Raw genomic sequence first — 26602 nt, 5'->3', positions numbered from 1 at the left:
CTTCTCTACTCTACTAGGTCTTTAGTATATTTCAGATTTTAATTTTTATACATATTTATGTAAATTAATCATTGCATTTTTATAACTTATAAATTATACTGTTACAAGATTTGATAGAACGAAATATCATCACAAGAAGGGAACATAAAAATGAAGAAATATTCATTCACATCTATGATTAAATTTATTGTCCCATCGCTAATCGGGATATTTTTATTTATGATACCAATTACTACAGAAAGTGGCATTACTATTCCAGTAGCTATTTTATCAAAAGGACTTCAAGGTATCCTTAGTGATTTTCTTCCTTATATTTTATTAGTCATTACTGCAATTACAGCTATAGGAAGTATCATCGCTAAAACAGTAAAACCTAAATGCATTCTAGAAAATGAGTTTTTAAATACACTTTTCAATGTAACACCTGTATGGTTTGTTATCCGTTTATTAAGCGTTATATTCCTTACATGTGCTGTATTTGAAATCGGCCCAGAATTTATCTATGGTGGAGCTACAGGTGGTCTTATCTTAGCGGATCTTCTTCCTGTACTCTTTACTATTTTCTTCTTTGCAGCACTTTTACTTCCTTTATTATTAAACTTCGGACTTCTTGAGTTCGCAGGTGCATTACTTGTAAAAGTTATGCGTCCTGTATTTAAACTTCCAGGTCGTTCTGCAATTGACTGTATTGCTTCTTGGCTTGGTGATGGTACAATTGGTGTACTTCTTACAAGTAAACAATATGAAGACGGTTTCTATACAGAAAGAGAAGCTTGTGTAATCGGAACTACTTTCTCACTTGTTTCAATTACTTTCACACTTATTATTGCTGAAACAGTAGGCCTTAGCCATATGTTTATTCCATTTTACTTAACAGTAACACTTGCAAGTATTATAGCAGCAATTTTAGTACCTAAATTCGGACCTTTAGCTAAGAAAAAAGATTTACTTATTGATGGTTCTGCTCCAAAATACACTGAAAGCTTACCAAAAGGATACACTTCTTTCACATACGGTTTTGAGAAAGCACTTGATAAAGCTAAGCACCAAAGCATTAAACAATGTATTCTAGTAGATGGTTTCAAAAATGTTATAGATATGTGGTTTGCAGTTATTCCTGTCGTAATGGGTGTAGGAACAATTGCTCTTATCATTGCTGAATATACACCAGTGTTTAAAATATTAGGTTTACCATTCTATCCTTTGCTTGCAGTTCTTGGTGTACCTGAAGCATTAACAGCATCTAGTACACTTCTTGCTGGTTTTGCCGACATGCTTCTTCCATCTATCCTTATTTCAGGGGTAGAATCGGATATGACACGTTTTGTAGTAGCTTGTGCATCTGTATCACAGCTTATCTACTTATCAGAAGTAGGAGCACTTTTACTTAGTTCTAAAATTCCAGTAAATTTAAAAGAACTCTTTATTATCTTCTTACAAAGAACAGTTATCACACTTCCTGTGATTGCACTTATAGGACATTTATTATTCTAATCGGAAAGAGGTTATCACTTTATACGCATGAAAGTGATAACCTCTTTTTTCGCCCTATAAAGTAATTTTTCTAACTACTTCTTCTAATAATTCTTCTAGTATTATATCGCCTCTATACTCCACATATAGGACGCGATTATTCTTAATGACTACAAGCTGTATGCCTCTATTGTTTTCTACTACATAGGCCTTATCTAATTCTGATACTTTTAATTCCTTAAATGCTTCTCTATAACCATACTTATCCATCAACTCTTGTGCTAAAGGTTCTGCCATCCATTTAAAAGTCAATTCATAGAATTCCTGCTTTAGGTCTCGATATCTCTCTTCATCTTCTCTGTCCGTTATATAACCGCGTTCATCGGCCCAATACATACGCTTTGCAAAAATACTCCACTGCTCACTATAGCTATTCATCCACTTATATTTTTCATCTTCCGGAGCTCTTACAAGATGACTCTCCTCTTCTAATACTGCTAGACTTACTATAGGCAACTCAGTATCCCCTAGTGGTAACTTATGCTCATCTCCAGATATAGAAGTAAATGTTGTAAAAAATAAAGCTATCATCATTATCAGTAATATGATATAGGTTATCTTTTGTAAGGTATGGGGCTGTTGCCCTTTAGAAGAATCCCCTGATTCTATCCTGCTTTGTAACCTATTTAACCCATTAATAGCTCTTTTATCTCTATAAAAACCTACGCCATATACAAACAATAGAAATCCAAGAGTACTATTATTTCCTTTAATCAGCCCTATGACACTAACTTCTTCTTGCATAAAAATGTATTTGATTATAAATAATATGATAGAAAATCCTATAATAAGTCCTATACCTAATTTAAATCCAGAAATTCTTCCTGCATGCTGTTTCTTACGTTCCGCCACGTCCTCTAAGTATTCCTCTTTGTACTTGTATAAGGCACTATCAGGCTCTGCCATAGATGAACGATAGAGTATAAAGTCACTATTTTTATCTACCTTTACCCAATCTAAATCTATCATATCATCTTCATCTAATCTTGTTTTACTAATGCTTATTCTATATTCTACTTGATTAGGAGAAGATTTTTTAAAGCGCCCCCAATACTTTCCTGCATGTTGAATTTCTAATCCTGATGCAGCCTGCTCTTTAAGCCAATTTTCATATTCTGTAGCCTGCCAATAATCATATGGTATCCATTTATAAACTGTATTCATATTTTCTCTCCCATTTGCCCTCTTTATTTCTCATTATACACTCCTTTTTTCTAAACCTTCAAATAAATATAGTCATTTTTTCTAGTAAATTCTCTATTTTTCTTTGATTTTTGGCCTATTAAAATTACTAGTTTATATTTTCACAACTTGACATTTAGGGTATAATAATTGAAGGTAGGGAAAATTGGTAGTTCTTATTATTTTTCTCTAAAATAGAATAACCCATTTGACGGAGGTAATATCATGTTAGTTTCTGCTAAAGAAATGCTTAATAAAGCTCGTGCTGGTAAATACGCTGTTGGTCAATTCAACATCAACAACTTAGAATGGACAAAAGCTGTATTATTAACAGCACAAGAAAACAACTCACCAGTTATCTTAGGTGTATCTGAAGGTGCTGGTAAATACATGGGTGGTTACAAAACTATCGTTGGTATGGTAAATGGTTTACTTGAAGAATTAAACATTACTGTTCCAGTTGCTCTTCACTTAGATCATGGTAGCTACGAAGGTGCTAAAGCTGCTATGGCTGCTGGTTTCTCTTCAATCATGTTCGATGGTTCACACTACGCTATCGAAGAAAACATTGCTAAAACAACTGAATTAGTTAACTTAACAAATGAAAAAGGTCTTTCTTTAGAAGCTGAAGTTGGTTCAATCGGTGGAGAAGAAGATGGTGTTGTTGGTGCTGGTGAAATCGCTGATGCTAACGAATGTAAAGCTATCGCTGACTTAGGCGTAACTATGCTTGCTGCTGGTATCGGTAATATTCACGGTCAATACCCAGCAAACTGGAAAGGTTTAGCTTTCGATGCATTAGAAAAAATCGCTGATGCTACAGGTACAATGCCATTAGTATTACACGGTGGTACAGGTATTCCTGAAGAAATGATCAAAAAAGCTATCTCTTTAGGTGTTGCTAAAATCAACGTTAACACAGAATGCCAATTAGCATTCGCTGCTGCTACACGTAAATACATTGAAGCTGGTAAAGACTTAGAAGGTAAAGGATTCGACCCTCGTAAAGTATTAGCTCCAGGCTTCGAAGCTATTAAAGCTACAGTAAAAGAAAAAATGGAATTATTCGGTTCTGTAAACCAAGCATAATTCATTTAAATAAAAAGGTATCACGATTTGTGATACCTTTTTTGTTTATTGCACTTATTCATTGAATACCATCATGCTCTATCAAATATACTTATAATACAATTTTTAAGGAGGTGTTCACTAAAGGTGCAAAATAACTTACTCCAAAATAAATACTTTAAGTGCCTACTCATCTTACTCTTCTTAGCTTATTTACTTCTTTACTATTTTTTAGCCAATCGTCTTAAACTCCCTAATGCTATTCCTTGTGAAAGTCTAAAGGTTTATGCTAGTATTGAACAACCTGCCCTACAAAATACTCTTTTGGAAGAGGTTAAGCTTCCAAATGAACTGGCTAACACTCTTCTAAATCTCATTACTACACCTACTTATTATAAGACACGTGGTGATGGGTATAGAGATGATGAAACTGTTATCAATATTGGTGTCATATCGAATAGCAGCACTCCTAAAACTCATTACTACTTCTCCATTACTGATTTAGGTACTATCCATATCCAAGATATTTATAATGAGAAGAATAGCTCCTTTTACTCGCTTAAACCTTTTTATAACTTTCTTAATCCTTTATTTATGACGTCTACACGTTCAGAAAAAATACTTTATCATAGTGTATTTCAACTTATATCTGATGAATACCTTAAACTTAATTAAGCTCCAAGGTATATCACAACCTTGGAGCCTTTAAATTCTACTTTTCTTTTCTCTTTCTATTCGTTCTTATAATAATCCATGCAACCACAAGAGCAACTGGTGCAATAATAATAAGGAATGGTATCATAGCTACCACAACAAGTACAATACCTTGTAATACATTAATCAGTCCATCTACCGAATCCATAAATGTCTTTTTAATTTTATCTAAGAAAGTAACCTTTTTAGCAGGTTGTACATAGACCTCTGCTTCTTCTACGTTAATTTCTATAGTGGAATAATCAATAAGACTATCATATTTCTTTAAAGTTCCCTTTAAAGATTCTATTTGGTAAGTTACATCAGCAAGTTCTTGTTCTATTTTAAAGAGTTTTTCTAAGTCCCCTGCTTGTTTAAGTAATTCTTTAAGCCTTTCTGCTTGAATCTCAAGTGTCTCAAGTCTTATTTCTGTATCCATATACTGGTCTGTTACATCTTCCCCTTCTATAGACTTAGAGGTTACATTCCCAAACTGACTACTTTCATTCATAAATTTATCAAATTCTTTATTAGGAATACGTACACTTAAGTTGGCATAGCGTCTATTATATTCACTATATAAGTTGTTTCCTTCTATAGAGCAGTTCTGAATAAATCCACCTATTTCATTCACTTGGTCCATAATATTTTGTACTGTATCATCAAATGTCTTTGTTTGAAGGTCTATTCTTCCTGTCTTGATAACTTTTCTATTAAGCTGACTACTGGTATTAAATTGTATTCCTCCTTGTTGATCTGCTACTTCATCTACTACTATACTTGTCTCCTCTTTGACTTCTTCTTTGGTAGCTTCTATTGGCCTTTCAGATGAGCTCATTTGCTTTGAAGAGGAACAGGCTACAAATGTTATAAGCATTCCTAATGTTAAGATAGCAATTAAAATTCTATTCTTCTTAAACATAAAAACCCCCCTTATCTTATATCCTAATACTTGCACATTTATCAGAATATTTCAAGATAAAAAGGGGGATTTTATTTTATATTGTTTTAGCTTCTTCTTCGCCAGTTAAAACGCGTAATGCACCTTCTGCTAAAGCAAGCATTTCTTCTTCACCAGGGATAACAATTACTTCTCCAAGGAAGTCAATACGTTCTTTAAGAAGACGTATGAATTGTTTAGAATAAGCTACACCGCCTGTTACAACGATAGCATCAATTTTGCCTTTTAATACTGTAGCCATTGCACCTACATTTTTACAAATTTGATATGCCATTGCTTCATAAAGCATTTTAGCTTGTTCATTACCTTGTTCCATCATCTCTTGTACATCTCTTACATCGCTTGTTCCAAGATAATCTGTAAGACCTGCACGTTGAGATACATATTCTTTAAGTTCTGTACGTGTATATTTACCAGAAAAGCATAAATCAATTACGGCTTCTACTGGAATAGAACCTGCACGTGTTGGTGCCATTGGACCATCACCATCGATAACGTTATTTACATCTATAACTTTACCTTTCTCATGTGCCCCTATACTGATACCGCCACCAATATGAATAACAATGAAATTACTTTCATCATATCTTCTATTAAGTTGTTTTGCAGCACGTCTTGCAATTGCTTTTTGGTTAAGTGCATGGAATTTACTTTTTCTTTCAATCCCTGGAATACCTGTTACTTTTGCAATAGGTGCCATCTCATCTACTGTTACTGGGTCAGTAATATAAGAAGGAATACCTAATTCTTTGGATAGGTTGTAACCAATAATACCTGCTAAGTTAGAAGCATGTACCACATCTGTGCTAAGTCTTGTAAATAAGCTGTCATTAATTGTATATGTTCCACTTGGGATCGGTCCAATTAACCCCCCTCTACAAGAAATAGCATCTAAATCTTTTAATGTTATATTTTTTTCTTCAAGGAAGTTAATAATTTTTTCTTTACGGTATTCATATTGATCGATGAGTTTGCTAAATTGGTTTAGCTCCTCTGCTGGATGTCTTAATACTTGTTCAAATTCAAGTTCATTGTCTTTAAATAAAGCTATTTTTGTTGATGTTGATCCTGGATTGATTGTTAAAATATTATATTTAGGCATCGCTAACGTCTCCTCTAGTTTATCACTCTAGTGTAATATCATGTGGTTCTTTTAAGTCTTAATTTAAGCCTTAATTTATTTCTTAGATATAATATAGCTTATGCATTTTAAATTTAAAGTATACAGCTTCTAAGTTTCCTTTATCTGTTGATGAAAGTTCTAATGCGTTCTAAAAGCATTTCAAGAGCAACCGAGTTGAAGCCACCTTCTGGGATAATAATATCCGCTCTTTTTTTACTTGGATCTACGAATTGTTCATGCATTGGTTTAACTGTATTTAAATATTGTTCGACTACAGAATCAATATCTCTGCCTCTATCTTTAACGTCTCTTATAAGGCGACGAAGAATACGTACATCTGCATCTGTATCTACGAATACTTTAATATCACAAAGGTCACAAAGCTCTCTGTTTTCAAAGATTAAAATACCCTCAACGATAATAACTTTAGCAGGCTTTACTTCTACTTCTTCCTCAAGCCTTGTATGCTCTACGAAAGAATAAACTGGGTGACTGATTACGTTACCTTTTTTAAGTTCCCTAATATGTTCAATCATTAAATCTGTGTCAAACGCATTAGGGTGATCATAGTTTAATTTTACACGTTCTTCAAAAGGTAAATCTGAATTAGATTTATAGTAATAGTCATGACTTAGCATGACTACATCATCACCAAAAGCTTCTTTTATTTTATGCGCTAAAGTTGTTTTACCAGATCCGGTCCCTCCAGCCATACCAATTACTACAATATGTTCCATAGTATCCTCCATTAATAACTTTTTCATCTATCATACCATATGTTATGTCTACTTGCTATATTATCTTATTTCCATTTCATTTTCCTATGTTCAATACCTTCTTCCAGATAAGGCTCTGATATAATCTCAAAACCAACACTTTCATAAAAAGGTATAATATAGCTTTGTGCTGAAATTTTAATGGTTGGATGACTTACCTGTTTTTTCACAAATTCAAGTGCTTCAAGCATCATACTCTTTGCTATTCCTTGGTTACGATAATTTTTATGCACACATACACGACCTATAGACATTTCCTCATAAGCTACACCTGCATCAAGTATACGGCAGTATGCAATGATGTTATCTCTATCATATAAAAACATGTGGTAAGCCTGTTTATCTCTATCATCTAAATCTTCATAAGAACAACCCTGTTCACCAATAAAAACTTCTAATCTTAACTTAATCATATCATAAACTTCTACAGGTGTTAGGTCGTCGAATCTTTTAATAATCCAATTCATCTTGGCTATAACCTTTATACATATATGGCATCTCACGTTTATGAGCTGTTCTTTTATTTGTTTTTTCAATGATTTCTAAAGATGCTGGATCAGTTGTACCTGTCTTGATGTATTCTTCAATAGCTTTATAAGTTACACCCATTTCTTTTTCATCTGTTTGTCCTTCCCAAAGTCCAGCAGATGGTGCCTTTGTAAGAATAGGTTCTGGTACACCTAACTCTTTACCTAGTTCAAGTACTTCCTGCATTGTAAGGTCACTAAGTGGATTAAAATCATATCCACCATCACCCCATTTAGTGAAGTATCCCATTACCATCTCACTCTTATTATCTGTACCTACTACAAGATAATTTAAAGTTTGTGCTACAGCATAAAGTGTAGTCATACGTAAACGTGGTTTTATATTAGCTACAGCAAGTTCGTTAAGCTCATGTTCGTTAATAATAGTATTCTTAAGTGTTGTAAACGCACCGCCAATATTCACTTCTATTAACTTAATACCAAATGCATCCGCTACAAGACGAGCATGTTCCATATCTGTACTAAGTGAATTACATGGCATAGTAATGCCTACTACATTCTCCTTCCCAAGTGCACGTACACATAATGCTGTAACAGTTGCGGAGTCTTTACCACCACTTTCACCAACTACCACACCTGTACAACCTGCAGCTTTTACACGTTCACGAATCCAATTCAGCCTATGTTCTAATCGTTTATTTTCCATTTTCCACAATTCCTTTCTTTTTTAGTAAAAGTTGTCCACTTTTTATCTTAGAAAGATACTTTGTACACAGTTTTTCAATTTTATTATATCATAGTATATTATTATTCCCAATTTTATTATGAGAAGTTGGCACTACCGTGTAAAGCCCCTTTTCTACTATATAAAAGTATGCTTCATCAGGTAACATATAGCGAATACTTTTGCCCTCTCTTAGCTTTTGACGTAATAAAGTAGCACTTTCATCACTATGTATGCTCTCCTTCATTTTAATAAATCGATCTTTGTACGGTTTTAATAGGGTATCTTGTTCAATAATATGCTCTAGTATATCGTCCTCTCTTTCTAGTACAAGGCACCTAAAGCCTTCTAATATTTCTTTATAACAAGTCCATGACGTCATTACTTTTAAATTATCTGTTCCAAGTACAAGCCATATTTCATGATCCTCATAGGCTTTTTGCATCCTTCTTAAAGTATCTATACTACTTAGTAAAACTGGAGAATCTACCTCTAAGGTAGAAACTTCGAAATGCGGATTAAGCTTACATACAAGCTCAAGCATCTTTACCCTATATTTTGCTTCTAATAAATCCTTTTTAGGATAAGCATCAGAAACAGGCATAAAAATAACTTTCTCTACTTCATCAAAACTGCAATAAATTTGTTCCGCTAAAGAAAAGTGTGAGTTCGTTGGTGGGTTAAAAGAGCCTCCAAAGATGACAAGCACTTTTTCTATACTTTTCATTTACTATTTACCACTCCTTCTGACTTCATACTATTTATTGCCCCTTATCTTATATTTCCAGTATACATTTCTTCCTAAAAAACCATCCTAGATATTATCCACATGCACAATATATTTTCTAAAAAGGAGACTTGAAGATGCCTAAAGACAGCCAAGTAGATAACAAACAAAAACGTATGGAAAAATGCAACTACCAAACTCCTCTTACTGCTGAAGCACAAAATCATAATCGCAACAACAAAAAGCACTCCGTTCCTCGCGAAGGCTTCCAAAGCCCTCATATCAACTAAATAAAAAACCGCACAAATTCATTTTGTGCGGTTTTTACTTCTACTATTCGAGAATCTGTATAGGCAGTTCATAAAATTTTTCTACCCATTCTTTATTTACATAAGTAATGCCATCTATGATTTTATAAGTCATTTGTACTTTCTGCCCACTACTATTATAAGTAGTTAGGTACCTTTCATACGGGCTAAGAACCATTTGAGTCCCCTTTTCCCCCGTAGTACTAATGATTACAGAATAAGTTTTAGGGTCATAGGTAACTTGTGTATTCTTAAATAAGCTAGGCAACATTCTTGCCTCTATCCATAATCCTTGTGCATCAACTGTAAGTAAATCTATGTACTTAATCTCCTCTATCATTAAACTTTGTTTTTTAATAATAGGTGTCTTTCCTAGTGCATTGCTTGGTTTAATAGCAATGGCCTGTTTGCCCATATCGCTCCATCTATTAATAACCACTTGTTTTTTGTACTTCCTTTGTTTTCCTACATAAGGGTCATTAAGATAAATATAATCGTCATCATAACCTACTGCCACCATAGCATGTTCCGGTGTTTTCCATTCTATTGTCTTGCCTTCAGGTGTCGTCCAATAACTTCTTCTAGCATCTACATTGAGCATAGAGATAGTACACCATAACATAACAGGCTTTCCTTCATTTAAGGCTGCATAAACTTGACTAAAATCGCCACCACTTAAATCTTCTCCTCGACCAGGCAGATATTTCTCTACAATAGGTAAAAGTGCATCTTTATAGACCCCAAAACCTCTTTTACTAAATGGATCTCCTATAAAACCTTTACTAGGGTCACCGCCATATAATTTACCATTGTTATTACTATAAGGCACAGGTACACGGTTAACTTCCTTAGCTAATTGTTCTTTTGTTACTTGTACCCCCTGATGTTGTAAAAGCATCGTTAATGCTGTAATCTCACATCCTGTAGGTAATTCTGGATGCTGATTAATAAGTGGCACACCTTCTATCAATACTTTATTACTTGCCTTAGTATTTAAGCAAAGTATGAATATAAAAAGAAAAGTCACACATAGCTTCATTCTGTTTTTCCCCATCTTTTCATCCCCCTATAATATTTCCATAAAATAACAATAATTTTATTATATTATATTTTCTATTATTTTCAACAACTTCCTATTTAGTGTTATAAAAATGTAAAAAAGCAAGCTTCTGTATTAAGCTTGCTTTTTCATCTTATTTCGACTAACTCATTTTCCTAATAGTTTTTTTCATCACTCTTTTAATATCTTTAACCATATTCTTCATAGCAGAACGAGTTTTGTTCATCGCAAATCCCTCCTAAAAATGATGAATAACTACACTATTATTTTAAGCAGTTTCTTTTTATTTATGATGGGCTTTTCATTCCTTAAAAGTTTAAAATTCCCACTTTTAATTTTTTAAATTTATCAGTCATAATCTTGTCCACTTTTTAATATATTTAACATAGGAATTCGTTTATATACTAAGGGGGAAAATCATATGGCAAAGAATAAAAGAGGTCCATGGGCTAAGAAGGAGAAAAACTGGCGTGGAACATGTCCACTTTGTGGTAGACCACGTGTAAAACTACTATGGGATAAAGATAAAACAAAGATTTGTAAACGCTGTGCTGCTAAAAAACTTTAAGACAAAGGGCTTTTGCCCTTTATTTTTTTTATAGATTGGATTAAAATAGAGATAATATAAACAAATGAATTCTTTTTGAATAATAGAGAGGTATTATTTATGTCAAATGAAATAAATACATCCAACTTTGTCAAAAACATCGTTGTTGATGACCTGAATACAGGTAAACATAAAGAAATTATTACTCGTTTCCCACCTGAACCAAATGGCTACCTTCACATTGGACATGCTAAGTCTATCTGCCTTAACTTTGGTTTAGCAGATGAATTCGGTGGTAAAACAAATCTTCGTTTTGACGATACAAATCCTGTAAAAGAAGATACAGAGTATGTAGAATCTATTAAAGAAGACGTAAAATGGCTCGGATTTGACTGGGATAACCTTTACTTCGCATCAGATTACTTTGATATCATGTATGAGAAAGCTATCCTTCTTATTAAAAAAGGTCTTGCTTATGTTTGTGACCTTACACCAGAACAAATGCGTGAGTACCGTGGTACACTTAGTGAACCAGGTAGACCAAGTCCATATAGAGATCGTTCAGTAGAAGAGAACTTAGACCTTCTTGAACGTATGAAAAACGGTGAGTTTCCAGATGGTTCTAAAGTTCTTCGTGCAAAAATTGATATGGCATCACCAAACATCAATTTCCGTGACCCTATCATTTATCGTATTGCACATGCTACTCACCATAATACAGGTGATAAATGGTGCATCTACCCTATGTATGACTTCGCTCATCCATTAGAAGATGCTATTGAAGGTATTACACATTCTGTATGTACATTAGAATTTGAAGACCATAGACCTCTCTATGATTGGTTTGTTCGTGAATGCGAGATGGAAAGTGTTCCTCGCCAAATTGAGTTTGCACGTCTTAACATGACAAATACTGTTATGAGTAAACGTAAACTTAAACAACTTGTTGATGAGTGTGTAGTTGATGGATGGGATGACCCTCGTATGCCTACTATCGCAGGCCTTAGAAGACGTGGTTATACACCAGAAGCTATTCGTACATTCTGCCGTGAAATCGGTGTATCAAAAGCTGATTCTACAGTAGATAGTCAAATGCTCGATTACTTCCTTCGTGAAGACTTACTTCCAAAAGCACCACTTCTTATGGCAGTTATGCGCCCTCTTAAATTAGTTATTACAAACTATCCAGAAGGCCAAACTGAAATGCTTGAAATTGAAAACAATGCTAAAGATGAGACAAAAGGCACACGCCTTGTACCATTCTCACGTGAGATTTACATTGAACAAGAAGACTTTATGGAAGAACCAGTTAAAAAATACTTCCGTCTTTTCCCAGGTAATGAAGTTCGTCTTAAAGGCGCTTACTTTGTGAAATGTACAGACGTTATTAAAGATGAAGATGGCAATGTAGTAGAAGTACACTGTACTTACGATCCAGAAACTAAAAGTGGTTCAGGCTTTACAGGCCGTAAAGTTAAAGCTACAATTCACTGGGTAAATGCTGCTGATGCTGTACCTTGTGAATTTAGATTATACGAACCTCTTATTTTAGATGATGTACCAGAAAATGAAGGTAAACACTTCTTAGAACAAATTAATCCAAACTCTATGGAAGTTGTTCAAGGTTACATTGAATCAACGGGTGTTCAGGGTATTAAACCTTTAGATAAATTCCAATTTGTACGTCACGGTTTCTTTACTGTAGATACGAAATACTCTACTGAAGAAAAACCTGTATTCAACCGTATCGTACCACTTAAGAGTTCTTTTAAACTTAGTTAACGTTTCCTTTCCATTTTATAGAAAAACACCCACCCTATACATCTTATAAGGTGGGTGTTTTATTAGACATATAAAAAAGACAGAAGTCCCCCAACTCCTGTCTTTTCTATAAGTTAGCATCCCCTAGCGCTAACTTGTCCGATCTAAGTACTAAATAGCATTACCCTCTTTACTTTTAAAACTCTTTCTATATATAAACCTTATAAAATAATTAAATACCCTAAAAGTTAACTGCTGTTTCAGAATGCCCCACAATTAAATCGTCTGGACCTTGTGCTACTGTTGTTTCAGAATGCCCTACAATTAAATCGTCTGGACCTTGTGCTACTACTGTTTTACCATGTCCCACGATTAAATCATCTGGACCTTGTAATTGTGATAGTTGTCCCCCTACCGTACAGCTTACTAATAAAAATGTAGATATAATGGTTACATACTTTTTCATATTATTACTCCTCTACTTTCTTATAATAGTTAACTCATACCTTATTTTAACTTTGTTTTTAAAAAATTGTAACCCAATTTAAGTTGGGTTTATTACTTACTAAAGAAAGGCGGCACATTAAAATGTACTACAATCTCAAAGGATTTGGTGAAGCTCTTAAAGAAATCCGCCATACACTACATCTAACTCAGAAAGATATTAGCCTTAAAGTCTCAATTAATCTTGAAACATTAAGAAAAATTGAAAATGGACTCGTTCTACCAAAACAAGAAACACTAGATTTGCTCTCTTCTGCACTTAATATGGATATTGCAGAGCTCTTTTTAACTTATCGTATGGACCATTATGATGAGCTAGAAGATTTAAAAAGAGAGTTAGATTTTCACTTAGATAGTAATAACTATGCATTACTTCAAGAAGACCTTATTCAATTTAAAAAATTAGCCACACATAATATGAATCAGTTTTTCAGAAATCAGGTTCTACAACTTATTGCTTTAATTGAAGGTGTACTCCTAGGGATTAAAGAAAAACGTTATGATTTACAAATAGAATGTTATATACAAGCACTCTCCTATACCATCGAGAATTTTAATTTAGAGCACTATCAAACTTATTATTATAATGAATTAGAACTCCGTCTCCTTATGAACATTGGTCTAACGAAATATACCTTAGAAGATGCTTCACACTGTATTGAAATACTTCTTTTCTGTAGTAACTTTTCTAAGGAAAATGTTCAGATTGCCTCTTCTAATCTTTTAGCTAAGCTCCACTATAATTTATCTTATACTTTTCATCGTATAGACTTACATAAGAAAGCCTTAGAACATGCTAATCTAGGTATACAATATGCAGTCTCTAATCGCTCTATTTCCTTTCTTGCACATCTTTACTTCCGTAAAGGGATTGCACAATTCCACTTAGATATTCCTCAGTATCTAGAAACACTTCAATATGCCAAAGACCTCTTTATCATTTCTAATCATGAGGACCTTTATCATCAAATGTTAGAATCCTGTAAAGTACACTATGGTATTACTGTATAAATATATAAAATTATTATCTTGTCATTATATCATTGCATTATAAAAAGGCTATCTCTTGAGATAGCCTTTTTATCTATATTATTGAACTGCATAACTAAATTGTACACCTGCATTACCTGCAAATACTACATAGCCATTTTCTGGTAATGTTACTGTTGCATTTCCACTAATATATGTATTGTCTACTAATTGCCCATGCATATCATAAACCATTGCTGCACCATTTGCCGGTATAGTAAGCGCTATAGTCTTATTTGCTAATGCTGCTGGTACTGTAAACCATCTTGCATAACCTTCTTCTCCAATGGTACAGATTGCTTCTGTAGCATTTGCTAAATCTGGTATAGCATCTTCACTGATTGTCGTATAACCACCTATTTTTGCATACTCCACTTGGTCCTTCTCAAAGATTTGAATATCTTGAAGGTCACGCCCATTCATACCTGGTATTTGTATAACACTTTGTGCATTATTAGCATCTATAATCTTATTTCCTATTACATATCCTGGTAAGTAACTATCTAACATAAGTAAACTAGCAGGCATGGTTAAGTACACTTGAGAACTATATTTTTCATCTATGATGAAGTATTTCTTACCATTTCTTGCTTGCCATGCTGCATTTACTTCTTCTGATACTTCATTAGGCTCCATTTTTTGAAGTTGATAATCAGAAGTCGCTATTTCACCTATGCCTGGTAAACTTCCATATCCTTTAGCCCATAAATATTTATGACCATTACTTTCTTCTACAACTTGAACCTGTGTACTCCCATCAGGACTTACAAAAACCCCTTCTGTTGTATAGATAAAAGTTTGCTCTGGAACAGGCATTGTAAGTGCTTTTAATACAAGCTCACCTGTTTCTTTTATTTGTACTTCATATGCAGCACTACCCATTGCCATATAAATACCTGACTCTGATATAAGCTCTTTAGGCATATCGGCCTTAACTGGAGCTACTGGTACTTTAGCTGGTTTTATTTCATCAATAATTCCTTTAGCTTTAAGTTGTTCTAAAAGCATAGTAGTCGCTAACATCTGATCATAAGTACTTGCACCACCTGATGATACGACTGCAGCTGCCATATTATGTTCTGGAAGTACAATTAAACTACCATGATAAAGCTGAGTATCTCCACCTTTTACAAGTGCCTTGATACCATACTCATTAAAAGGGTAGACATTCATATTATCCCATCCAAGCCCGTACTCAAAACTATTGTCTCCATCTTTTACCCAGATACCTTTTTCAGCTTCATTCGTTTCCATAGCCTTTAAGGCATCTTCACTTAAAATATCTTTTTGTCCATGCATGAAAATTTCTGAGAACTTACAAAGATCCTCAGCTGTTGCATAAATACCTCCAGTACCAATCACATTTACACTTTCTACCGGAAGTTCACCATTATAAGTGGGATAATATGCTTTAGCGAGTTCATTCCTATCAAATTCGTCTATAGGTGTCTTAGTATTTGTAAGACCAAGTGGCTCTGTAAATGCCTTATGTATAAAGCTTGTAAAATCCATACCACTTACACGCTCTACTAAAATTTGTGCAAGTGTAAAACCATCATTACAGTATACGCTGTAAGCGCCTGGGTCAGCTTTTAACCTTTGATCTTCTAGCTGTTTAAGTAAAGAATCTACTGCATATGTATCGGCATCATTAAATAAGAATGAACCTCTAAAACTAGAACCCATAAGCCCTGATGAATGATTTAGTAGCATACGAGGGGTAATATCTTTATAACGTTCATCTGCCATTTTAAATTCTGGTATGTAGGTTGTAAGTGGCGTATCTAAATCTATTTTTCCTTCATCTACAAGCTGCATAACAGCTGCAGTTACATACATTTTACTAATAGACCCTATACCATACATCGTTTCATCAGTTAATGCTTTATTCTCTGATTTACTATATACACCCGTATTACCTGATAGTACGATTTCACCTGAATCTATTAATGCATACTGCATACTAGTTCCACCAAGCATTGTATTTAACATACTTGCTTTTCCTGATATAACCTGTTCTAAGCTGGTCGAAGCTACGACTGGTACTTGATTCGCCATAACTACAGCAGGATTCATACTGCTTAAAGTAAGTGCTGCAATTAATAAAACAACTAATTTTTTTTTCATATTTATCATCTCTTTTCATTTTTTAGACTTACTTCTCTATTATATATTTTTCTCGAAAATTATTCTATAATTTTCCAAACTAAAAGAGGAGGGGTATAAATAAACACTTTACAACACTTACTTGTACATGCTGTAAATATACGAGCTTTATATAGCAGCTACAGATGAACTTAGTAATATATTAGATTTCTTTATTAGCAGTTGATATGAGAAAAGGAGTAGATTCCTTTATAGAATCTACTCCTTCTTATTAAGCTAATTTGTCTTCAAAAATTTCTACTTTAATTTTTTCTTTTAAAGTTTCAATATGATTACCAAATGCTTCATATTGCTTATCTTGAAGTGCTCCAGCTTTAGCTTCTTCTTTAACTTCTTCTAATGTTTTTACAACTGGTTCTGGTTGAACATTTGTTGTTTTAATTAAATGCCATCCAAATTGTGTTTTAACAGGATCTGATACTTCACCTTCTCCAAGCCCTTTAGCTCCTGCTAAGAAATCTGCATCATAAGTTGGGGAATCGTATGCAATAAATCCGCCTAAGCTTCCACCTGTTTCTTTTGTTCCATCTGTCCCAAATTCAGCAGCAAGCTCTGCGAAATCTTTACCTTCATCATATTGTTTTTTGATATCTTTTGCTTCCTCTTCTGTAGCAACTAAGATATGAGCCATTTCAGCACCTGCTGGTTGTGTGAACTTAGAAATATTAGCATCATAGTAAGCTTTAACTTCATCATCTGTCACGTCAATATCTGCTGTTACTTTTTCAAGTGTTTTTGCAATAATTAAATTTTCTTTAACAAATTGTGTATAGCTTTCTAATGTTAAACCTTCTTGTTCCATAGCTGCTGTAAATGCTTCTTCTGATTCAAAGTTCGCTTTTACTTTATCAATTTCTGCAGTTATTTCATCATCTGTTACTTCAATTTCAAAGTCTTTAGCGTCTTGAACAAGTAATTTAGACTCAATTAAGTAATCAAGGATTGCTTTTTGTTGCTCTTTATAGAAAGTCATAGCTTCTTCATTATTTTTGTAGTCTTCCCCAAATTGCATCATAAGTAGTTGCTCAAGGTATGCCATTTCTTTTTTCACTTCTGCAAGTGTTACTTTTGCATCGCCTACTTCTGCTACTACTACTTTTTCATATTCTGAGTAATCCGGTGCTGTAGCCTCTGCTCCCTGCTCCTTTGCTTCTGTAGTTTGAGTTGTGTCTTCAGCTTGTCCAGCTTTTGTGTCACTACATCCTACTACTGATATAGCTACTGTTGCCAATGCCATTACTGCTATGAATCTTTTAAATTTTTTCATCTTTACTTCTCCCTACACTGTTTGATTTACTTTTAGTATAACTTAAAAATCTTAACAACATATAAATAAAATATAGATACTTTTTTTCCTCTCTCTATCATACTTATTTTTTTCACATTATGCTATACTATTTATACAATTTATCTCAAAAGAGATAACAGCACTCTATATTGTAGGACCTCTTGACAACTTATATAAAATACTCTATCATATGAACATAGTTCATTTGAATGAGGTGATTTTATGTCACGTGTAATAGAGAATCCTACAGAACTTATTTTATCTGTAGCAAAAAAACTCGCTTCTGATGAAGGATTAACAGGCATTAATATGCGTACTGTAGCAAAAGAATGTGATATTGCTCTAGGGACAATCTACAACTACTACCCCACTAAGATGGATTTAATTATTGCCATCGTAGAAAGCTTTTGGGCAGAATGTTTTAGTTCACTCCACACATCTTATACTCAAGATTTAGATTTCTTCCAGCAACTAGAATATCTTTACTTCTATATTTTAAAGTATCTTGAACAGTTTAAGACAAACTGGTTAAATGACCTCTCTTCCTTATCTACTATTCATAAACAAAAAGGTAAGCAAAAAGAGGATGAGTATATGTCACACTTTATAGACTTATTTACTAGGTTATTTCAAGCTCACAAGCATGAATTTGATCCATCATTATTTAACACATTTACTGAAGATGAATTAACTCACTTTATTTTCTCTAACTTTATGATGATGTTAAAGAATGGCGATCCTAATTATGAGTTCTTTAATTCACTTCTTAAGCGTATACTAATTTCAAAAGGTGCCTAATAGGGCCCTTCTTTTACACCCTCAAATGAACATTGTTCAATACTGAATGGAGGTTTTATTATGCAAGCTATTATGGAAACACTTTTTGATGTGGTTTACTTATCTACTGTTATTATCCTTGGTTTTCAAATGATTTTAAAAGGTAAAGATAAGTATGTAAAATTATTCGGCTATATGTCTGTTCTATTAGGGGCTGGAGATTCCTTCCATCTTGTTCCTAGAGCATATGGCTTACTTACAACAGGACTTGAAGCTAATGCAGCTGCATTAGGTATCGGTAAATTTATTACTTCTATTACTATGACTATCTTTTATGTTATTCTTTATAAAATTTGGCAGGTACGTTTTAACAAAACAAAAGAAGAAACTAAACTTTTAACACTTACTATCTATCTTTTAGCCCTAGTACGTATTATTCTCTGCTTCTTCCCAGGTAATAATTGGCTTAACTACAATGCACCTATCAGCTGGGGGATCTACCGCAATATTCCTTTCGCTATTATGGGTATCATTATGATTTACATTATGTATAAAGAAGCTAAAGTACATAACGATAAAGATTATATTTATATGGCCATTGCCGTATTCTTATCTTTTGCTTTCTATGTACCAGTTGTTTTATGGGGCACTACAATACGTATTGTCGGTATGCTTATGATTCCTAAAACATTAGCTTATGTTTGGATTGTACTTATCGGTTATAGATATTTCAGAAAAAACTCATAAATCTAGCATAATCCCATTGACCAAATTATGGAAATATTTTACAATATGAACATAGTTTCTTACAAAAGAGGTGGTCATGTGGCTCGTGCACTTGAAAATCCTAAGGCTACTATTGTTTCTACTGGTATGGCCCTTGCAGTTAAAGAAGGTCTTGATTCTATTAATATGCGTAAAGTGGCAAGTGAAGGCGGTGTAGCTTTAGGTACTATTTACAACTATTTTCCTGGTAAGGCAGATCTTACCTATGCAATTATGAATGCTTTCTGGAATGAAGCCTTCAAAACCTTTCATCATGCGCTTGACCCTGAACTTGATTTTTATAAACAATTTGAAGTACTTTATTTTTATATGAGAGATTACTTAGCACCTTTACGTGAAACGTGGCTAAAAGACCTTTCATCTTTTCCTGACCTTAATCTATCTGAAAATGATGATCTAGAATATATGGCACACTTCTTACAAGTTCTTGAAGAGATTATTGATGGACATAAAGGTGAGTTTAATCCTACTATCTATGGTATATTAGGCCCTAAGCGTGTTATGAATTTTATTCTTTCTAATTTTCTCTTAATGCTTCAGAAGAATGAACATGATTATCGCTATTTTAATCTTATATTAAAAAGACTTCTATACAAAAATAAAAAGACTAACTAGGTTAGTCTTTTTTTAATAATTCTCTTCCTTTTGGGTAAAAATACTTCTTTAGATAGGTATTTTATTCTCTATAAGAAGGGAGATTTGTATGTATATTTTTTCTGGCATTATAAGTATTTTAGTCCTATTAGCTATTGCATACCTTTTTTCTGAAAATAGGAAAGCAATTTCTTTTAGAACAATTTTTACTGCACTTGGAGTTCAGATTCTTCTCATTCTATTTGTACTTAGGGTACCTGTAGGCCGATATATCCTTGAATCTGTAGCCAATGTTGTAGTAAAAGTACTCTCCTTTGGTAATGAAGGGCTTGCCTTTGTATTTGGGGACCTCGTTACTAATAATTTTATCTTCGCCTTTAATGTTCTAGCTCTTATTGCTTTTACAAGTGCGCTTATTTCTGTTCTCTATTATTTAAGGGTTATTCCATTCCTTGTAAAATACCTAGGAAAAGCAATAGCTTGGATTTTAGATACAACAGAAGTAGAGACTTTCTGTTCTGTCGGAAACTCTTTTTTAGGTACAACAGAGGCACCTCTCCTTACAAGGCCTTTCTTACCTGATTTAACACGTAGTGAGTTATTTGCAGTTGTTGCCGGGGGCTTCTCCTCTGTATCCGTATCGGTTATTGGTGGTTATGTCCTTATGGGGATTGATATGAAATATCTCCTTATTGCTATGGCTACTGTTCCTTTTGCTACACTTCTTATTTCTAAAATTATTATTCCAGAAACAGAAGTAAGTCGTACAAACAATATTGAAATTGAAGGATCTGAGTCTTCTAACCTTTTCGAAGCTATTAGTGATGGTGCTATTCAAGGCTTACAGCTTGCCTTTAATGTAGCTGCTGTACTCATTGCCTTTCTAGGGCTTATTGCTTTACTTAATTATATTTTAGCCTTTGTAGGTTTATCTTTCAGCTCTATACTAGGCTTTATCTTTACACCTTTGGCATGGCTCTTTGGTATTCCAAAAGGTGAAATCGGGCCTTTTGCTACACTTATAGGAACAAAAATTGCGATGAATGAATTTGTTGCCTTTACAGAATTAGGGACATTACTGCATACGCTTTCTCCTAGAACTCAAGCTGTTCTATCTGTAGCCCTTTGTAATTTTGCAAACTTTAGCTCCATCGGTATAGCTGTAGCTGGTTTCAAATCTTTCTGCCCAAGTCGTAGCCCTGAAGTATCTGGATTTGGACTTAAGGCGCTTCTTGCTGGTACACTAACAACACTTATTACAGCAGCCATTGTAGGTATGTTGTTCTAAATTTTAATGCTACAATCAAAAAGGAGTATTGCCAAATGGCAATACTCCTTTTGTTATTCTTTTGCTATTATTCTGCTTGCTCTTTAAGCATTTTATTTCCAATAATAATGAACCATACAAGCGCTGCTCCAAATAAAGCATGTGCAAAACCTGCTATATGGCTAAGACCACTCACTTCAATCCCTCTCACCTGAGCAATCCCTCTTGCTACCATTGTTGCAATAAAATACACCATAGACACGTTGTAACTGATAAACCACGCTTTGCTTCCTTTCATTTTAGAGAAACCAAAGTTTTTATCAAGTAAAAGTACAATGATAAAGAATAAGAAACCTAATACAAGAATATGTGTATGAAGACCTTTTAAAACAGTTTGACCTGTAAATTCTGCCATTCTTGTAAACTCTCTATAAAATACACCTGCAATAAGGCCAAGAATCAGATAAGCCATAGATGCGTTAAAGTATTTTTTCATGCTAAATCCTCCATCTATATAATAAAAATTATTATTTAATTAATATTAGTATATCATTTTTTTTAACTTATGGCTATATTTAAATATTGTTTTACGTATAAATATTTTTCAACCTCAATATATATTATAGATACATTTAATCTCAAAGTTAAAAGGAGTGTTCTAATGAAAAAATTATTAACTATTCTATTCTTGTTTTGTCTAATTGCCGTTCCTATTACAGCCACTGAACCTACTTCTTCTCATTACTTAGGCCAGCTTGAAGCAAGTAATATTACATTAGATTTTAATGATATACATATAGAAACTTATGACGTATTAGGTAGTAAATATGTACCTCTCTTTAGACTACGTGAAATAGGCTTAAATGTTCATTATGATTCTCAAACTGGTATCATAAAGGTTACTTCTAATGAATTTCCTAATACCCAAGCTACACTCTCTGATGTCCCTTTAATCCATCAATACTACTCACTCTATGAACATGATATTTGGATTAATAACTTTAAAACACACGGTATTGATTCGCAAGATAATGTCCTCATTCCTATCGGAGCACTCCGTGAGCTTTATCATATTGAAATAAACGGTACCTCTTATAAAATGATTCCTAAAGAACCTCTACATATCTCTGCCACTCTTGATCAAATTACTAATGACCTTCCTACACCTGTTAGCTTATCTGTTGTTGACCTTTACTGGGATAATGGTTTCACTTATCAACCTAGCCATTACGATTTAAAACCTCTTGAAACGATTACACGCCCTGCTAATACATTGCATGCTTCAAAAAAATACCTTTCAACAGTTATCACAAAGGCAGAAGGCTATGAACTAAACTACACTAATGAAAACATGTTTGGCCAAATTAATACACGCTTATTTGAGCGCTATAGCTTGGCACAAAATACAGATTATCTGGCTAGTTTAGGGGATCCTATTGATATAGGTACACTTATATGGGCAGAAGATACAATTAATCAATCTGGTCTTTCTAGCAAAACGCCTTATCTTATTTGGACTAACACGGCTAGACAAAGAACCTATATTTTTGAAGGGAGTAAGGGGAATTGGAAACTGATTAAACACTTTCTCTGCTCTACAGGTAAGTCCCATTCTCCTACGCCAAAAGGTACCTTTGAGCTTACTTATAAAGTGCCTTATTTTGGCTTAGAAAAAGGTTATAGATGTAAAAATGCTTTTGGGTTTATCGGTACAACTTATCTCTATCATTCTGTTATGTTTGATAAGACTGGTACCTATCTTCTTAAAGGTAAGGGTGAATTAGGTACACCTGCTTCTGCTGGCTGCATTAGGCTTTCTGTAGAAAATAGTGAATGGCTCTATAATAATATGATAAGCGGCACACGTGTATTTATTGATTAGTCATTTAAAAGGCTGGTATAACCTCCTTAAAAGGGAGTTATACCAGCCTTTTATTATTATAGATGTGCAAGGTCATAAGTTATCACTTCATCAAATGCCTCATGTACTTCTCTAAAACGCATTCCTAGTGCCACAGCCTTATGACAATCTAAAGTTACATTGCTAAAATCACTATATGTTCCTATATGTGAACTTGATTCTACTAAGTTTGCTTTCTTATGAGCTTTTACTTCAATCATTTCAATAATCTCTTTAACAGTAATACTTCCATTTGTAGCTGCATTAATAGGCCCCACAAAGTCTACTTCCGCTAGTAAAGCTAGAAATTCTCCAGCCTCTTCTTCTGTTATAAAGCACATAGGCTCATCATATCTTAAGGCTGTATAAGGTGTTTCATTATAAGTATGCTCTACATAGAAAACTAATCTTCTTGTATAATCATGTGTACCAATTACTACTGGAAAGCGTACTGCGATAGCAGGCACCTTAAATTCTTGATAAATTACTGCCTCTATAAGTCTCTTACCTTCTGCATAAGAGAAATCATTTCTATTACCGTATACAATAGGATAGTGATAAGGGTCAAAGTCCTCTTCAGTTAAATGCTCGCCTTCACTATATACAGCTAGTGAAGAGGTTACAATATATTTACCTATTCTACCTTCCATTACTTCAAGTAATGCTTTAGCCTCATTAGGCGCATAACAAATATTATCATACACTACGTCAAACGTTAATCCTTCTAAACCCTTTTCTAATGAAGTCCTATCTGTACGATCGAGTATAATGCGCTGCACCCCATCACCAAATTCATCTGCTTGTTGTCCTCTTGTTGCAATAGTAACCTCATAGCCTCTTTTAATAAGAGCCTGTACAGCTTGTTTACCAAAAAACCTCGTTCCACCTAACATTAAGATTTTCATTTTATCCCCTGCCTCTATTTATATTAAAAACTACTTAAACTTTCTACCTTTTGCTACAGAGCCTTTACGGTTTTTAGTAGAACTATTTGTAGCTCCTGTATGGCGACTATTAGTTGTTCTACTATTTACTCCTTTACCACTTGCATTTCTATGCTCTGTATTTCTACTATTGGCATTTTTACCTTTACCACCTTTAGTATCTCTAGATGTGCTATTTTTACCCCTAGAGTCTTTTCCCCTACCTGTATTGCCATGTGCTTTAGGACCTTTACCGAAGCGGTCTTCACGTGGTCTAATCAGACATTTTGGACCATATCCAATGAGGTCTTGTCTACCTGCTTTCATTAAAGCATCATATACAATATCATATTTCTTTGGATTGCTAAATTGAAGAAGTGCACGTTGCATTGCTTTTTCTTCTTTAGTACGAGGAATATATACCTCTTCCATTGTCATAGGGTCAAGACCTGTATAGAACATAGTTGTTGAAAGTGTTCCTGGTGTAGGATAGAAATCTTGCACCTGTTCTGGTTGGTAATGAATATCACGAAGGTATTCTGCAAGCTCAATAGCTGTATCTAATGTACTACCTGGGTGACTAGACATAAGGTAAGGAATAATATATTGTTTCTTACCTAGTTGCTCATTAATCTTAAAGAATTTCTCTCTGAACTGATCATAAGTTTTACCAGCTGGTTTACCCATATACTTAAGTACCTTAGCTGAAATATGCTCAGGTGCTACTTTAAGCTGACCACTAACATGGTGCTCAATAAGCTCTCTGAAGAATGTATCATCTTTATCAGCCATAATGTAATCATAACGAAGGCCTGAACGAACGAATACTTTCTTAACTTTAGGGATTTCTCTCATCTTTCTAAGTACACCTAAGTACTCCTTATGATCTACATCCATAGCCTTACATAATGTAGGTGCAAGACACTCTTTGTGCTTACATACACCTGCTTTAAGTTGTTTCTTACATGCTGGTCCTCTAAAGTTAGCTGTAGGGCCACCTACGTCATGGATATATCCTTTAAAGTCAGGAAGATGTGTCATTTCTTCGGCTTCTTGCAGGATAGATTCTTCACTTCTACTTTGTACAATACGTCCTTGATGGAATGTAAGAGCACAGAAGTGACAGCTACCAAAGCATCCTCTAGAACTTACAATACTAAACTTAACCTCTTCAATAGCAGGAATACCACCATCTTTTTCATAGATTGGATGGTATGTTTTCATATAAGGAAGACCATAAACCTTATCTAACTCTTCCCTAGAAAGGGGCATATCTGGTTTATTCTGAACAAGATATTTATTACCATGCTTCTGAATAATTGTCTTACCTGTTACAGGGTCTTGCTCTTGATACTGTACTTTAAAAGCCTGTGCATATTTTACTTTATCTTCACTTACTTCTTTAAATGAAGCAATCTCTACATAATCATAAACATAATCTTTATCATCAACTAAATAACATGTCCCATTTACAAAAGAGATGTATTTAGCACGAAGTCCATCATTTAAAGCATTAGCCACTTCTACTATGTTACGCTCACTCATTCCGTATAAAAGAAGGTCAGCACCACTATCTACAAGAATAGATTTACGAACACTGTTACTCCAGTAATCATAATGTGCAAAACGGCGTAAGCTTGCTTCAATACCTCCGATTACAATATCTACATCTTTATAAGCTTCACGGATTTTGTTGCAGTATACGATAGTAGAACGGTCTGGTCTAAGCCCCATTTTCCCACCTGGTGAATATAAATCTTTCTCTCTTATACGCTTTGAAACAGTGTAATGGTTAACCATAGGGTCCATATTCCCACCATTAACAAGGAAAGCAAGTCTTGGTTTACCTAATTTCATAAAGTCATCCGTTGTTTTCCAGTTAGGCTGTGCAATAATACCTACCTTATAACCTGCATCTTCTAATACACGTGAGATAATAGCTGTTCCAAAACTGTGATGGTCTACATAGGCATCTGCTGTTACAAGGACGAAGTCACATTCATCCCAACCGCGTTCTATCATATCTTCTCTACAAATAGGTAAGAATTTTTTTTCGTTCATCAAATTTGAAGTCCTCTCTATTGTCAATATAGTTCATTGGTATATATTTAAATCTTAATTATTTTATCGATTACTTTAAACCCAACTTGTATCATAACACTTTTTATGCATGTAATCTACTTCTTAAATTTGTTAAAGTATCTCCTATAATAAATTTAAGTATACAACAAAAAACCTCTAAACTTCTTTTTTAATAAGTTTAGAGGTTTTAGGCATAAAAAAATGGTCGCTATAGGGCTCGAACCTATGACCCCCTGCTTGTAAGGCAGGTGCTCTCCCAGCTGAGCTAAGCGACCATGGGATTTGGCAACCACCTACTCTCCCGGGCCGTCTCCAGCCAAGTACCATCGGCCGCT

Annotated in this window: 26 protein-coding genes and 1 tRNA gene; 12 read left to right on the top strand and 15 right to left on the bottom strand. The window is 34.1% G+C overall.

All coding sequences use genetic code 11. From position 1 onward, the window contains the following. Window positions 1-219: 219 nt before the first annotated feature. A complete protein-coding gene (locus ACLTBU_RS10035; RefSeq protein WP_337531959.1) occupies window positions 220-1494 on the top strand; it encodes a YjiH family protein in 1275 nt (424 codons plus the stop codon). A gap of 54 nt (window positions 1495-1548) precedes the next feature. Here the strand turns inward: ACLTBU_RS10035 and ACLTBU_RS10030 are convergent, their stop codons facing one another. After that, a complete protein-coding gene (locus ACLTBU_RS10030; protein WP_412218745.1) occupies window positions 1549-2697 on the bottom strand; it encodes a DUF2812 domain-containing protein in 1149 nt (382 codons plus the stop codon). A 243-nt stretch (window positions 2698-2940) separates the two neighbouring features. Between ACLTBU_RS10030 and fba the strand changes: the two genes are divergently transcribed. Together fba and ACLTBU_RS10020 are read left to right on the top strand one after the other, a co-directional pair. Then, window positions 2941-3804 (top strand): class II fructose-1,6-bisphosphate aldolase, encoded by an 864-nt coding sequence (gene fba, locus ACLTBU_RS10025; protein ID WP_337531963.1) that lies wholly within the window; start codon window positions 2941-2943, stop codon window positions 3802-3804. 126 nt (window positions 3805-3930) lie between these two features. After that, on the top strand, window positions 3931-4458 hold the full coding sequence (locus ACLTBU_RS10020) for a hypothetical protein (protein WP_412218744.1): 528 nt from the start codon (window positions 3931-3933) through the stop codon (window positions 4456-4458). A gap of 37 nt (window positions 4459-4495) precedes the next feature. Here the strand turns inward: ACLTBU_RS10020 and ACLTBU_RS10015 are convergent, their stop codons facing one another. The 6 genes from ACLTBU_RS10015 to nadD form a co-directional block, all read right to left on the bottom strand. After that, window positions 4496-5398 carry a DUF4349 domain-containing protein gene (locus ACLTBU_RS10015; RefSeq protein ID WP_412218743.1) on the bottom strand — a complete coding sequence of 301 codons (903 nt, stop codon included), beginning with the start codon at window positions 5396-5398 and terminating at the stop codon, window positions 4496-4498. Between the two features lie 76 nt (window positions 5399-5474). After that, entirely contained in the window at window positions 5475-6539 is a 1065-nt protein-coding gene (buk, locus tag ACLTBU_RS10010; protein WP_177671811.1) for a butyrate kinase, read from the bottom strand. 140 nt (window positions 6540-6679) lie between these two features. Further along, window positions 6680-7297, bottom strand: a complete 618-nt coding sequence (gene udk / locus ACLTBU_RS10005) for a uridine kinase (RefSeq protein WP_337527335.1) — start codon at window positions 7295-7297, stop codon at window positions 6680-6682. A 65-nt stretch (window positions 7298-7362) separates the two neighbouring features. Next, window positions 7363-7803, bottom strand: a complete 441-nt coding sequence (locus tag ACLTBU_RS10000; RefSeq protein WP_337527337.1) for a GNAT family N-acetyltransferase — start codon at window positions 7801-7803, stop codon at window positions 7363-7365. Then, window positions 7787-8530: an NAD(+) synthase gene (gene nadE / locus ACLTBU_RS09995; RefSeq protein ID WP_177671808.1), complete on the bottom strand. Its 744-nt coding sequence runs from the start codon at window positions 8528-8530 to the stop codon at window positions 7787-7789. Before nadE ends, ACLTBU_RS10000 begins: the two co-directional genes overlap by 17 nt. 88 nt (window positions 8531-8618) lie before the next feature. Further along, on the bottom strand, window positions 8619-9275 hold the full coding sequence (nadD, locus tag ACLTBU_RS09990; RefSeq protein ID WP_177671807.1) for a nicotinate (nicotinamide) nucleotide adenylyltransferase: 657 nt from the start codon (window positions 9273-9275) through the stop codon (window positions 8619-8621). A gap of 137 nt (window positions 9276-9412) precedes the next feature. On the opposite strand from nadD, the gene ACLTBU_RS09985 reads away from it, so the two are divergent. Further along, window positions 9413-9565, top strand: a complete 153-nt coding sequence (locus ACLTBU_RS09985; RefSeq protein ID WP_177671806.1) for a hypothetical protein — start codon at window positions 9413-9415, stop codon at window positions 9563-9565. A gap of 43 nt (window positions 9566-9608) precedes the next feature. Here the strand turns inward: ACLTBU_RS09985 and ACLTBU_RS09980 are convergent, their stop codons facing one another. Further along, window positions 9609-10637: a C39 family peptidase gene (locus tag ACLTBU_RS09980; protein WP_412218741.1), complete on the bottom strand. Its 1029-nt coding sequence runs from the start codon at window positions 10635-10637 to the stop codon at window positions 9609-9611. A gap of 427 nt (window positions 10638-11064) precedes the next feature. On the opposite strand from ACLTBU_RS09980, the gene ACLTBU_RS09975 reads away from it, so the two are divergent. Together ACLTBU_RS09975 and ACLTBU_RS09970 are read left to right on the top strand one after the other, a co-directional pair. Next, window positions 11065-11211 carry a hypothetical protein gene (locus ACLTBU_RS09975; RefSeq protein WP_177671804.1) on the top strand — a complete coding sequence of 49 codons (147 nt, stop codon included), beginning with the start codon at window positions 11065-11067 and terminating at the stop codon, window positions 11209-11211. A 99-nt stretch (window positions 11212-11310) separates the two neighbouring features. Then, window positions 11311-12972 carry a glutamine--tRNA ligase/YqeY domain fusion protein gene (locus tag ACLTBU_RS09970; RefSeq protein ID WP_337530711.1) on the top strand — a complete coding sequence of 554 codons (1662 nt, stop codon included), beginning with the start codon at window positions 11311-11313 and terminating at the stop codon, window positions 12970-12972. A gap of 220 nt (window positions 12973-13192) precedes the next feature. Here the strand turns inward: ACLTBU_RS09970 and ACLTBU_RS09965 are convergent, their stop codons facing one another. Further along, the gene (locus tag ACLTBU_RS09965; RefSeq protein WP_412218740.1) at window positions 13193-13417 is read right to left on the bottom strand and encodes a hypothetical protein; all 225 of its coding nucleotides are present in this window, start codon (window positions 13415-13417) and stop codon (window positions 13193-13195) included. 122 nt (window positions 13418-13539) lie between these two features. Here ACLTBU_RS09965 and ACLTBU_RS09960 point away from each other — a divergent pair, with 122 nt between their 5' ends. After that, window positions 13540-14466 (top strand): helix-turn-helix transcriptional regulator, encoded by a 927-nt coding sequence (locus tag ACLTBU_RS09960; RefSeq protein ID WP_320650012.1) that lies wholly within the window; start codon window positions 13540-13542, stop codon window positions 14464-14466. Window positions 14467-14544: 78 nt separating this feature from the next. Here ACLTBU_RS09960 and ACLTBU_RS09955 read toward each other — a convergent pair whose 3' ends face one another. Continuing rightward, entirely contained in the window at window positions 14545-16611 is a 2067-nt protein-coding gene (locus tag ACLTBU_RS09955) for a serine hydrolase domain-containing protein (RefSeq protein WP_412218739.1), read from the bottom strand. A gap of 250 nt (window positions 16612-16861) precedes the next feature. Beyond that, on the bottom strand, window positions 16862-17917 hold the full coding sequence (locus tag ACLTBU_RS09950; protein WP_249334167.1) for a peptidyl-prolyl cis-trans isomerase: 1056 nt from the start codon (window positions 17915-17917) through the stop codon (window positions 16862-16864). Between the two features lie 243 nt (window positions 17918-18160). Here ACLTBU_RS09950 and ACLTBU_RS09945 point away from each other — a divergent pair, with 243 nt between their 5' ends. The 4 genes from ACLTBU_RS09945 to ACLTBU_RS09930 all read left to right on the top strand — a co-directional run bounded on the left by ACLTBU_RS09945 (window position 18161) and on the right by ACLTBU_RS09930 (window position 21383). Further along, window positions 18161-18736, top strand: a complete 576-nt coding sequence (locus ACLTBU_RS09945; protein WP_177671798.1) for a TetR/AcrR family transcriptional regulator — start codon at window positions 18161-18163, stop codon at window positions 18734-18736. Window positions 18737-18796: 60 nt separating this feature from the next. Next, window positions 18797-19462, top strand: a complete 666-nt coding sequence (locus ACLTBU_RS09940; protein ID WP_412218738.1) for a hypothetical protein — start codon at window positions 18797-18799, stop codon at window positions 19460-19462. Window positions 19463-19540: 78 nt separating this feature from the next. Then, the gene (locus ACLTBU_RS09935) at window positions 19541-20116 is read left to right on the top strand and encodes a TetR/AcrR family transcriptional regulator (protein ID WP_412218737.1); all 576 of its coding nucleotides are present in this window, start codon (window positions 19541-19543) and stop codon (window positions 20114-20116) included. An 88-nt stretch (window positions 20117-20204) separates the two neighbouring features. Further along, on the top strand, window positions 20205-21383 hold the full coding sequence (locus ACLTBU_RS09930) for a NupC/NupG family nucleoside CNT transporter (protein ID WP_412218736.1): 1179 nt from the start codon (window positions 20205-20207) through the stop codon (window positions 21381-21383). A 67-nt stretch (window positions 21384-21450) separates the two neighbouring features. On the opposite strand, the gene ACLTBU_RS09925 is transcribed toward ACLTBU_RS09930, so the two are convergent. Further along, on the bottom strand, window positions 21451-21858 hold the full coding sequence (locus ACLTBU_RS09925) for a DUF2871 domain-containing protein (RefSeq protein ID WP_412218735.1): 408 nt from the start codon (window positions 21856-21858) through the stop codon (window positions 21451-21453). A 165-nt stretch (window positions 21859-22023) separates the two neighbouring features. Between ACLTBU_RS09925 and ACLTBU_RS09920 the strand changes: the two genes are divergently transcribed. Further along, a complete protein-coding gene (locus ACLTBU_RS09920) occupies window positions 22024-23244 on the top strand; it encodes a L,D-transpeptidase (protein WP_320650016.1) in 1221 nt (406 codons plus the stop codon). A gap of 56 nt (window positions 23245-23300) precedes the next feature. On the opposite strand, the gene ACLTBU_RS09915 is transcribed toward ACLTBU_RS09920, so the two are convergent. The 3 genes from ACLTBU_RS09915 to ACLTBU_RS09905 all read right to left on the bottom strand — a co-directional run bounded on the left by ACLTBU_RS09915 (window position 23301) and on the right by ACLTBU_RS09905 (window position 26542). Further along, a complete protein-coding gene (locus tag ACLTBU_RS09915) occupies window positions 23301-24167 on the bottom strand; it encodes an NAD-dependent epimerase/dehydratase family protein (RefSeq protein ID WP_337530723.1) in 867 nt (288 codons plus the stop codon). A gap of 30 nt (window positions 24168-24197) precedes the next feature. Then, window positions 24198-26246: a YgiQ family radical SAM protein gene (locus ACLTBU_RS09910; RefSeq protein WP_337530724.1), complete on the bottom strand. Its 2049-nt coding sequence runs from the start codon at window positions 26244-26246 to the stop codon at window positions 24198-24200. A 223-nt stretch (window positions 26247-26469) separates the two neighbouring features. Beyond that, a tRNA-Val gene (locus ACLTBU_RS09905) sits at window positions 26470-26542 on the bottom strand. Between the last annotated feature and the right edge of the window lie 60 nt (window positions 26543-26602).

Source organism: Zhenhengia sp. (assembly GCF_046966505.1).
Taxonomy (GTDB): Bacteria; Bacillota; Clostridia; order Lachnospirales; family Cellulosilyticaceae; genus Zhenhengia; species Zhenhengia yiwuensis.
This window is presented reverse-complemented; position numbering and strand designations above follow the sequence as displayed.

Bases quoted from the DNA above. Each gene is read 5' to 3' on its own strand.
- ACLTBU_RS09915 (WP_337530723.1), bottom strand. From the start codon at position 24,167: ATGAAAATCTTAATGTTAGGTGGAACGAGGTTTTTTGGTAAACAAGCT.
- nadD (WP_177671807.1), bottom strand. From the start codon at position 9,275: ATGAAAAGTATAGAAAAAGTGCTTGTCATCTTTGGAGGCTCTTTTAAC.
- ACLTBU_RS09975 (WP_177671804.1), top strand. From the start codon at position 11,065: ATGGCAAAGAATAAAAGAGGTCCATGGGCTAAGAAGGAGAAAAACTGG.
- ACLTBU_RS09960 (WP_320650012.1), top strand. From the start codon at position 13,540: ATGTACTACAATCTCAAAGGATTTGGTGAAGCTCTTAAAGAAATCCGC.
- udk (WP_337527335.1), bottom strand. From the start codon at position 7,297: ATGGAACATATTGTAGTAATTGGTATGGCTGGAGGGACCGGATCTGGT.
- ACLTBU_RS09910 (WP_337530724.1), bottom strand. From the start codon at position 26,246: ATGAACGAAAAAAAATTCTTACCTATTTGTAGAGAAGATATGATAGAA.
- ACLTBU_RS10035 (WP_337531959.1), top strand. From the start codon at position 220: ATGATACCAATTACTACAGAAAGTGGCATTACTATTCCAGTAGCTATT.
- ACLTBU_RS10000 (WP_337527337.1), bottom strand. From the start codon at position 7,803: ATGAATTGGATTATTAAAAGATTCGACGACCTAACACCTGTAGAAGTT.
- ACLTBU_RS09945 (WP_177671798.1), top strand. From the start codon at position 18,161: ATGTCACGTGTAATAGAGAATCCTACAGAACTTATTTTATCTGTAGCA.
- ACLTBU_RS09970 (WP_337530711.1), top strand. From the start codon at position 11,311: ATGTCAAATGAAATAAATACATCCAACTTTGTCAAAAACATCGTTGTT.
- buk (WP_177671811.1), bottom strand. From the start codon at position 6,539: ATGCCTAAATATAATATTTTAACAATCAATCCAGGATCAACATCAACA.
- nadE (WP_177671808.1), bottom strand. From the start codon at position 8,530: ATGGAAAATAAACGATTAGAACATAGGCTGAATTGGATTCGTGAACGT.
- fba (WP_337531963.1), top strand. From the start codon at position 2,941: ATGTTAGTTTCTGCTAAAGAAATGCTTAATAAAGCTCGTGCTGGTAAA.
- ACLTBU_RS10015 (WP_412218743.1), bottom strand. From the start codon at position 5,398: ATGTTTAAGAAGAATAGAATTTTAATTGCTATCTTAACATTAGGAATG.
- ACLTBU_RS09930 (WP_412218736.1), top strand. From the start codon at position 20,205: ATGTATATTTTTTCTGGCATTATAAGTATTTTAGTCCTATTAGCTATT.
- ACLTBU_RS10030 (WP_412218745.1), bottom strand. From the start codon at position 2,697: ATGAATACAGTTTATAAATGGATACCATATGATTATTGGCAGGCTACA.
- ACLTBU_RS09980 (WP_412218741.1), bottom strand. From the start codon at position 10,637: ATGGGGAAAAACAGAATGAAGCTATGTGTGACTTTTCTTTTTATATTC.
- ACLTBU_RS09965 (WP_412218740.1), bottom strand. From the start codon at position 13,417: ATGAAAAAGTATGTAACCATTATATCTACATTTTTATTAGTAAGCTGT.
- ACLTBU_RS09940 (WP_412218738.1), top strand. From the start codon at position 18,797: ATGCAAGCTATTATGGAAACACTTTTTGATGTGGTTTACTTATCTACT.
- ACLTBU_RS09925 (WP_412218735.1), bottom strand. From the start codon at position 21,858: ATGAAAAAATACTTTAACGCATCTATGGCTTATCTGATTCTTGGCCTT.
- ACLTBU_RS09955 (WP_412218739.1), bottom strand. From the start codon at position 16,611: ATGAAAAAAAAATTAGTTGTTTTATTAATTGCAGCACTTACTTTAAGC.
- ACLTBU_RS09985 (WP_177671806.1), top strand. From the start codon at position 9,413: ATGCCTAAAGACAGCCAAGTAGATAACAAACAAAAACGTATGGAAAAA.
- ACLTBU_RS09920 (WP_320650016.1), top strand. From the start codon at position 22,024: ATGAAAAAATTATTAACTATTCTATTCTTGTTTTGTCTAATTGCCGTT.
- ACLTBU_RS09950 (WP_249334167.1), bottom strand. From the start codon at position 17,917: ATGAAAAAATTTAAAAGATTCATAGCAGTAATGGCATTGGCAACAGTA.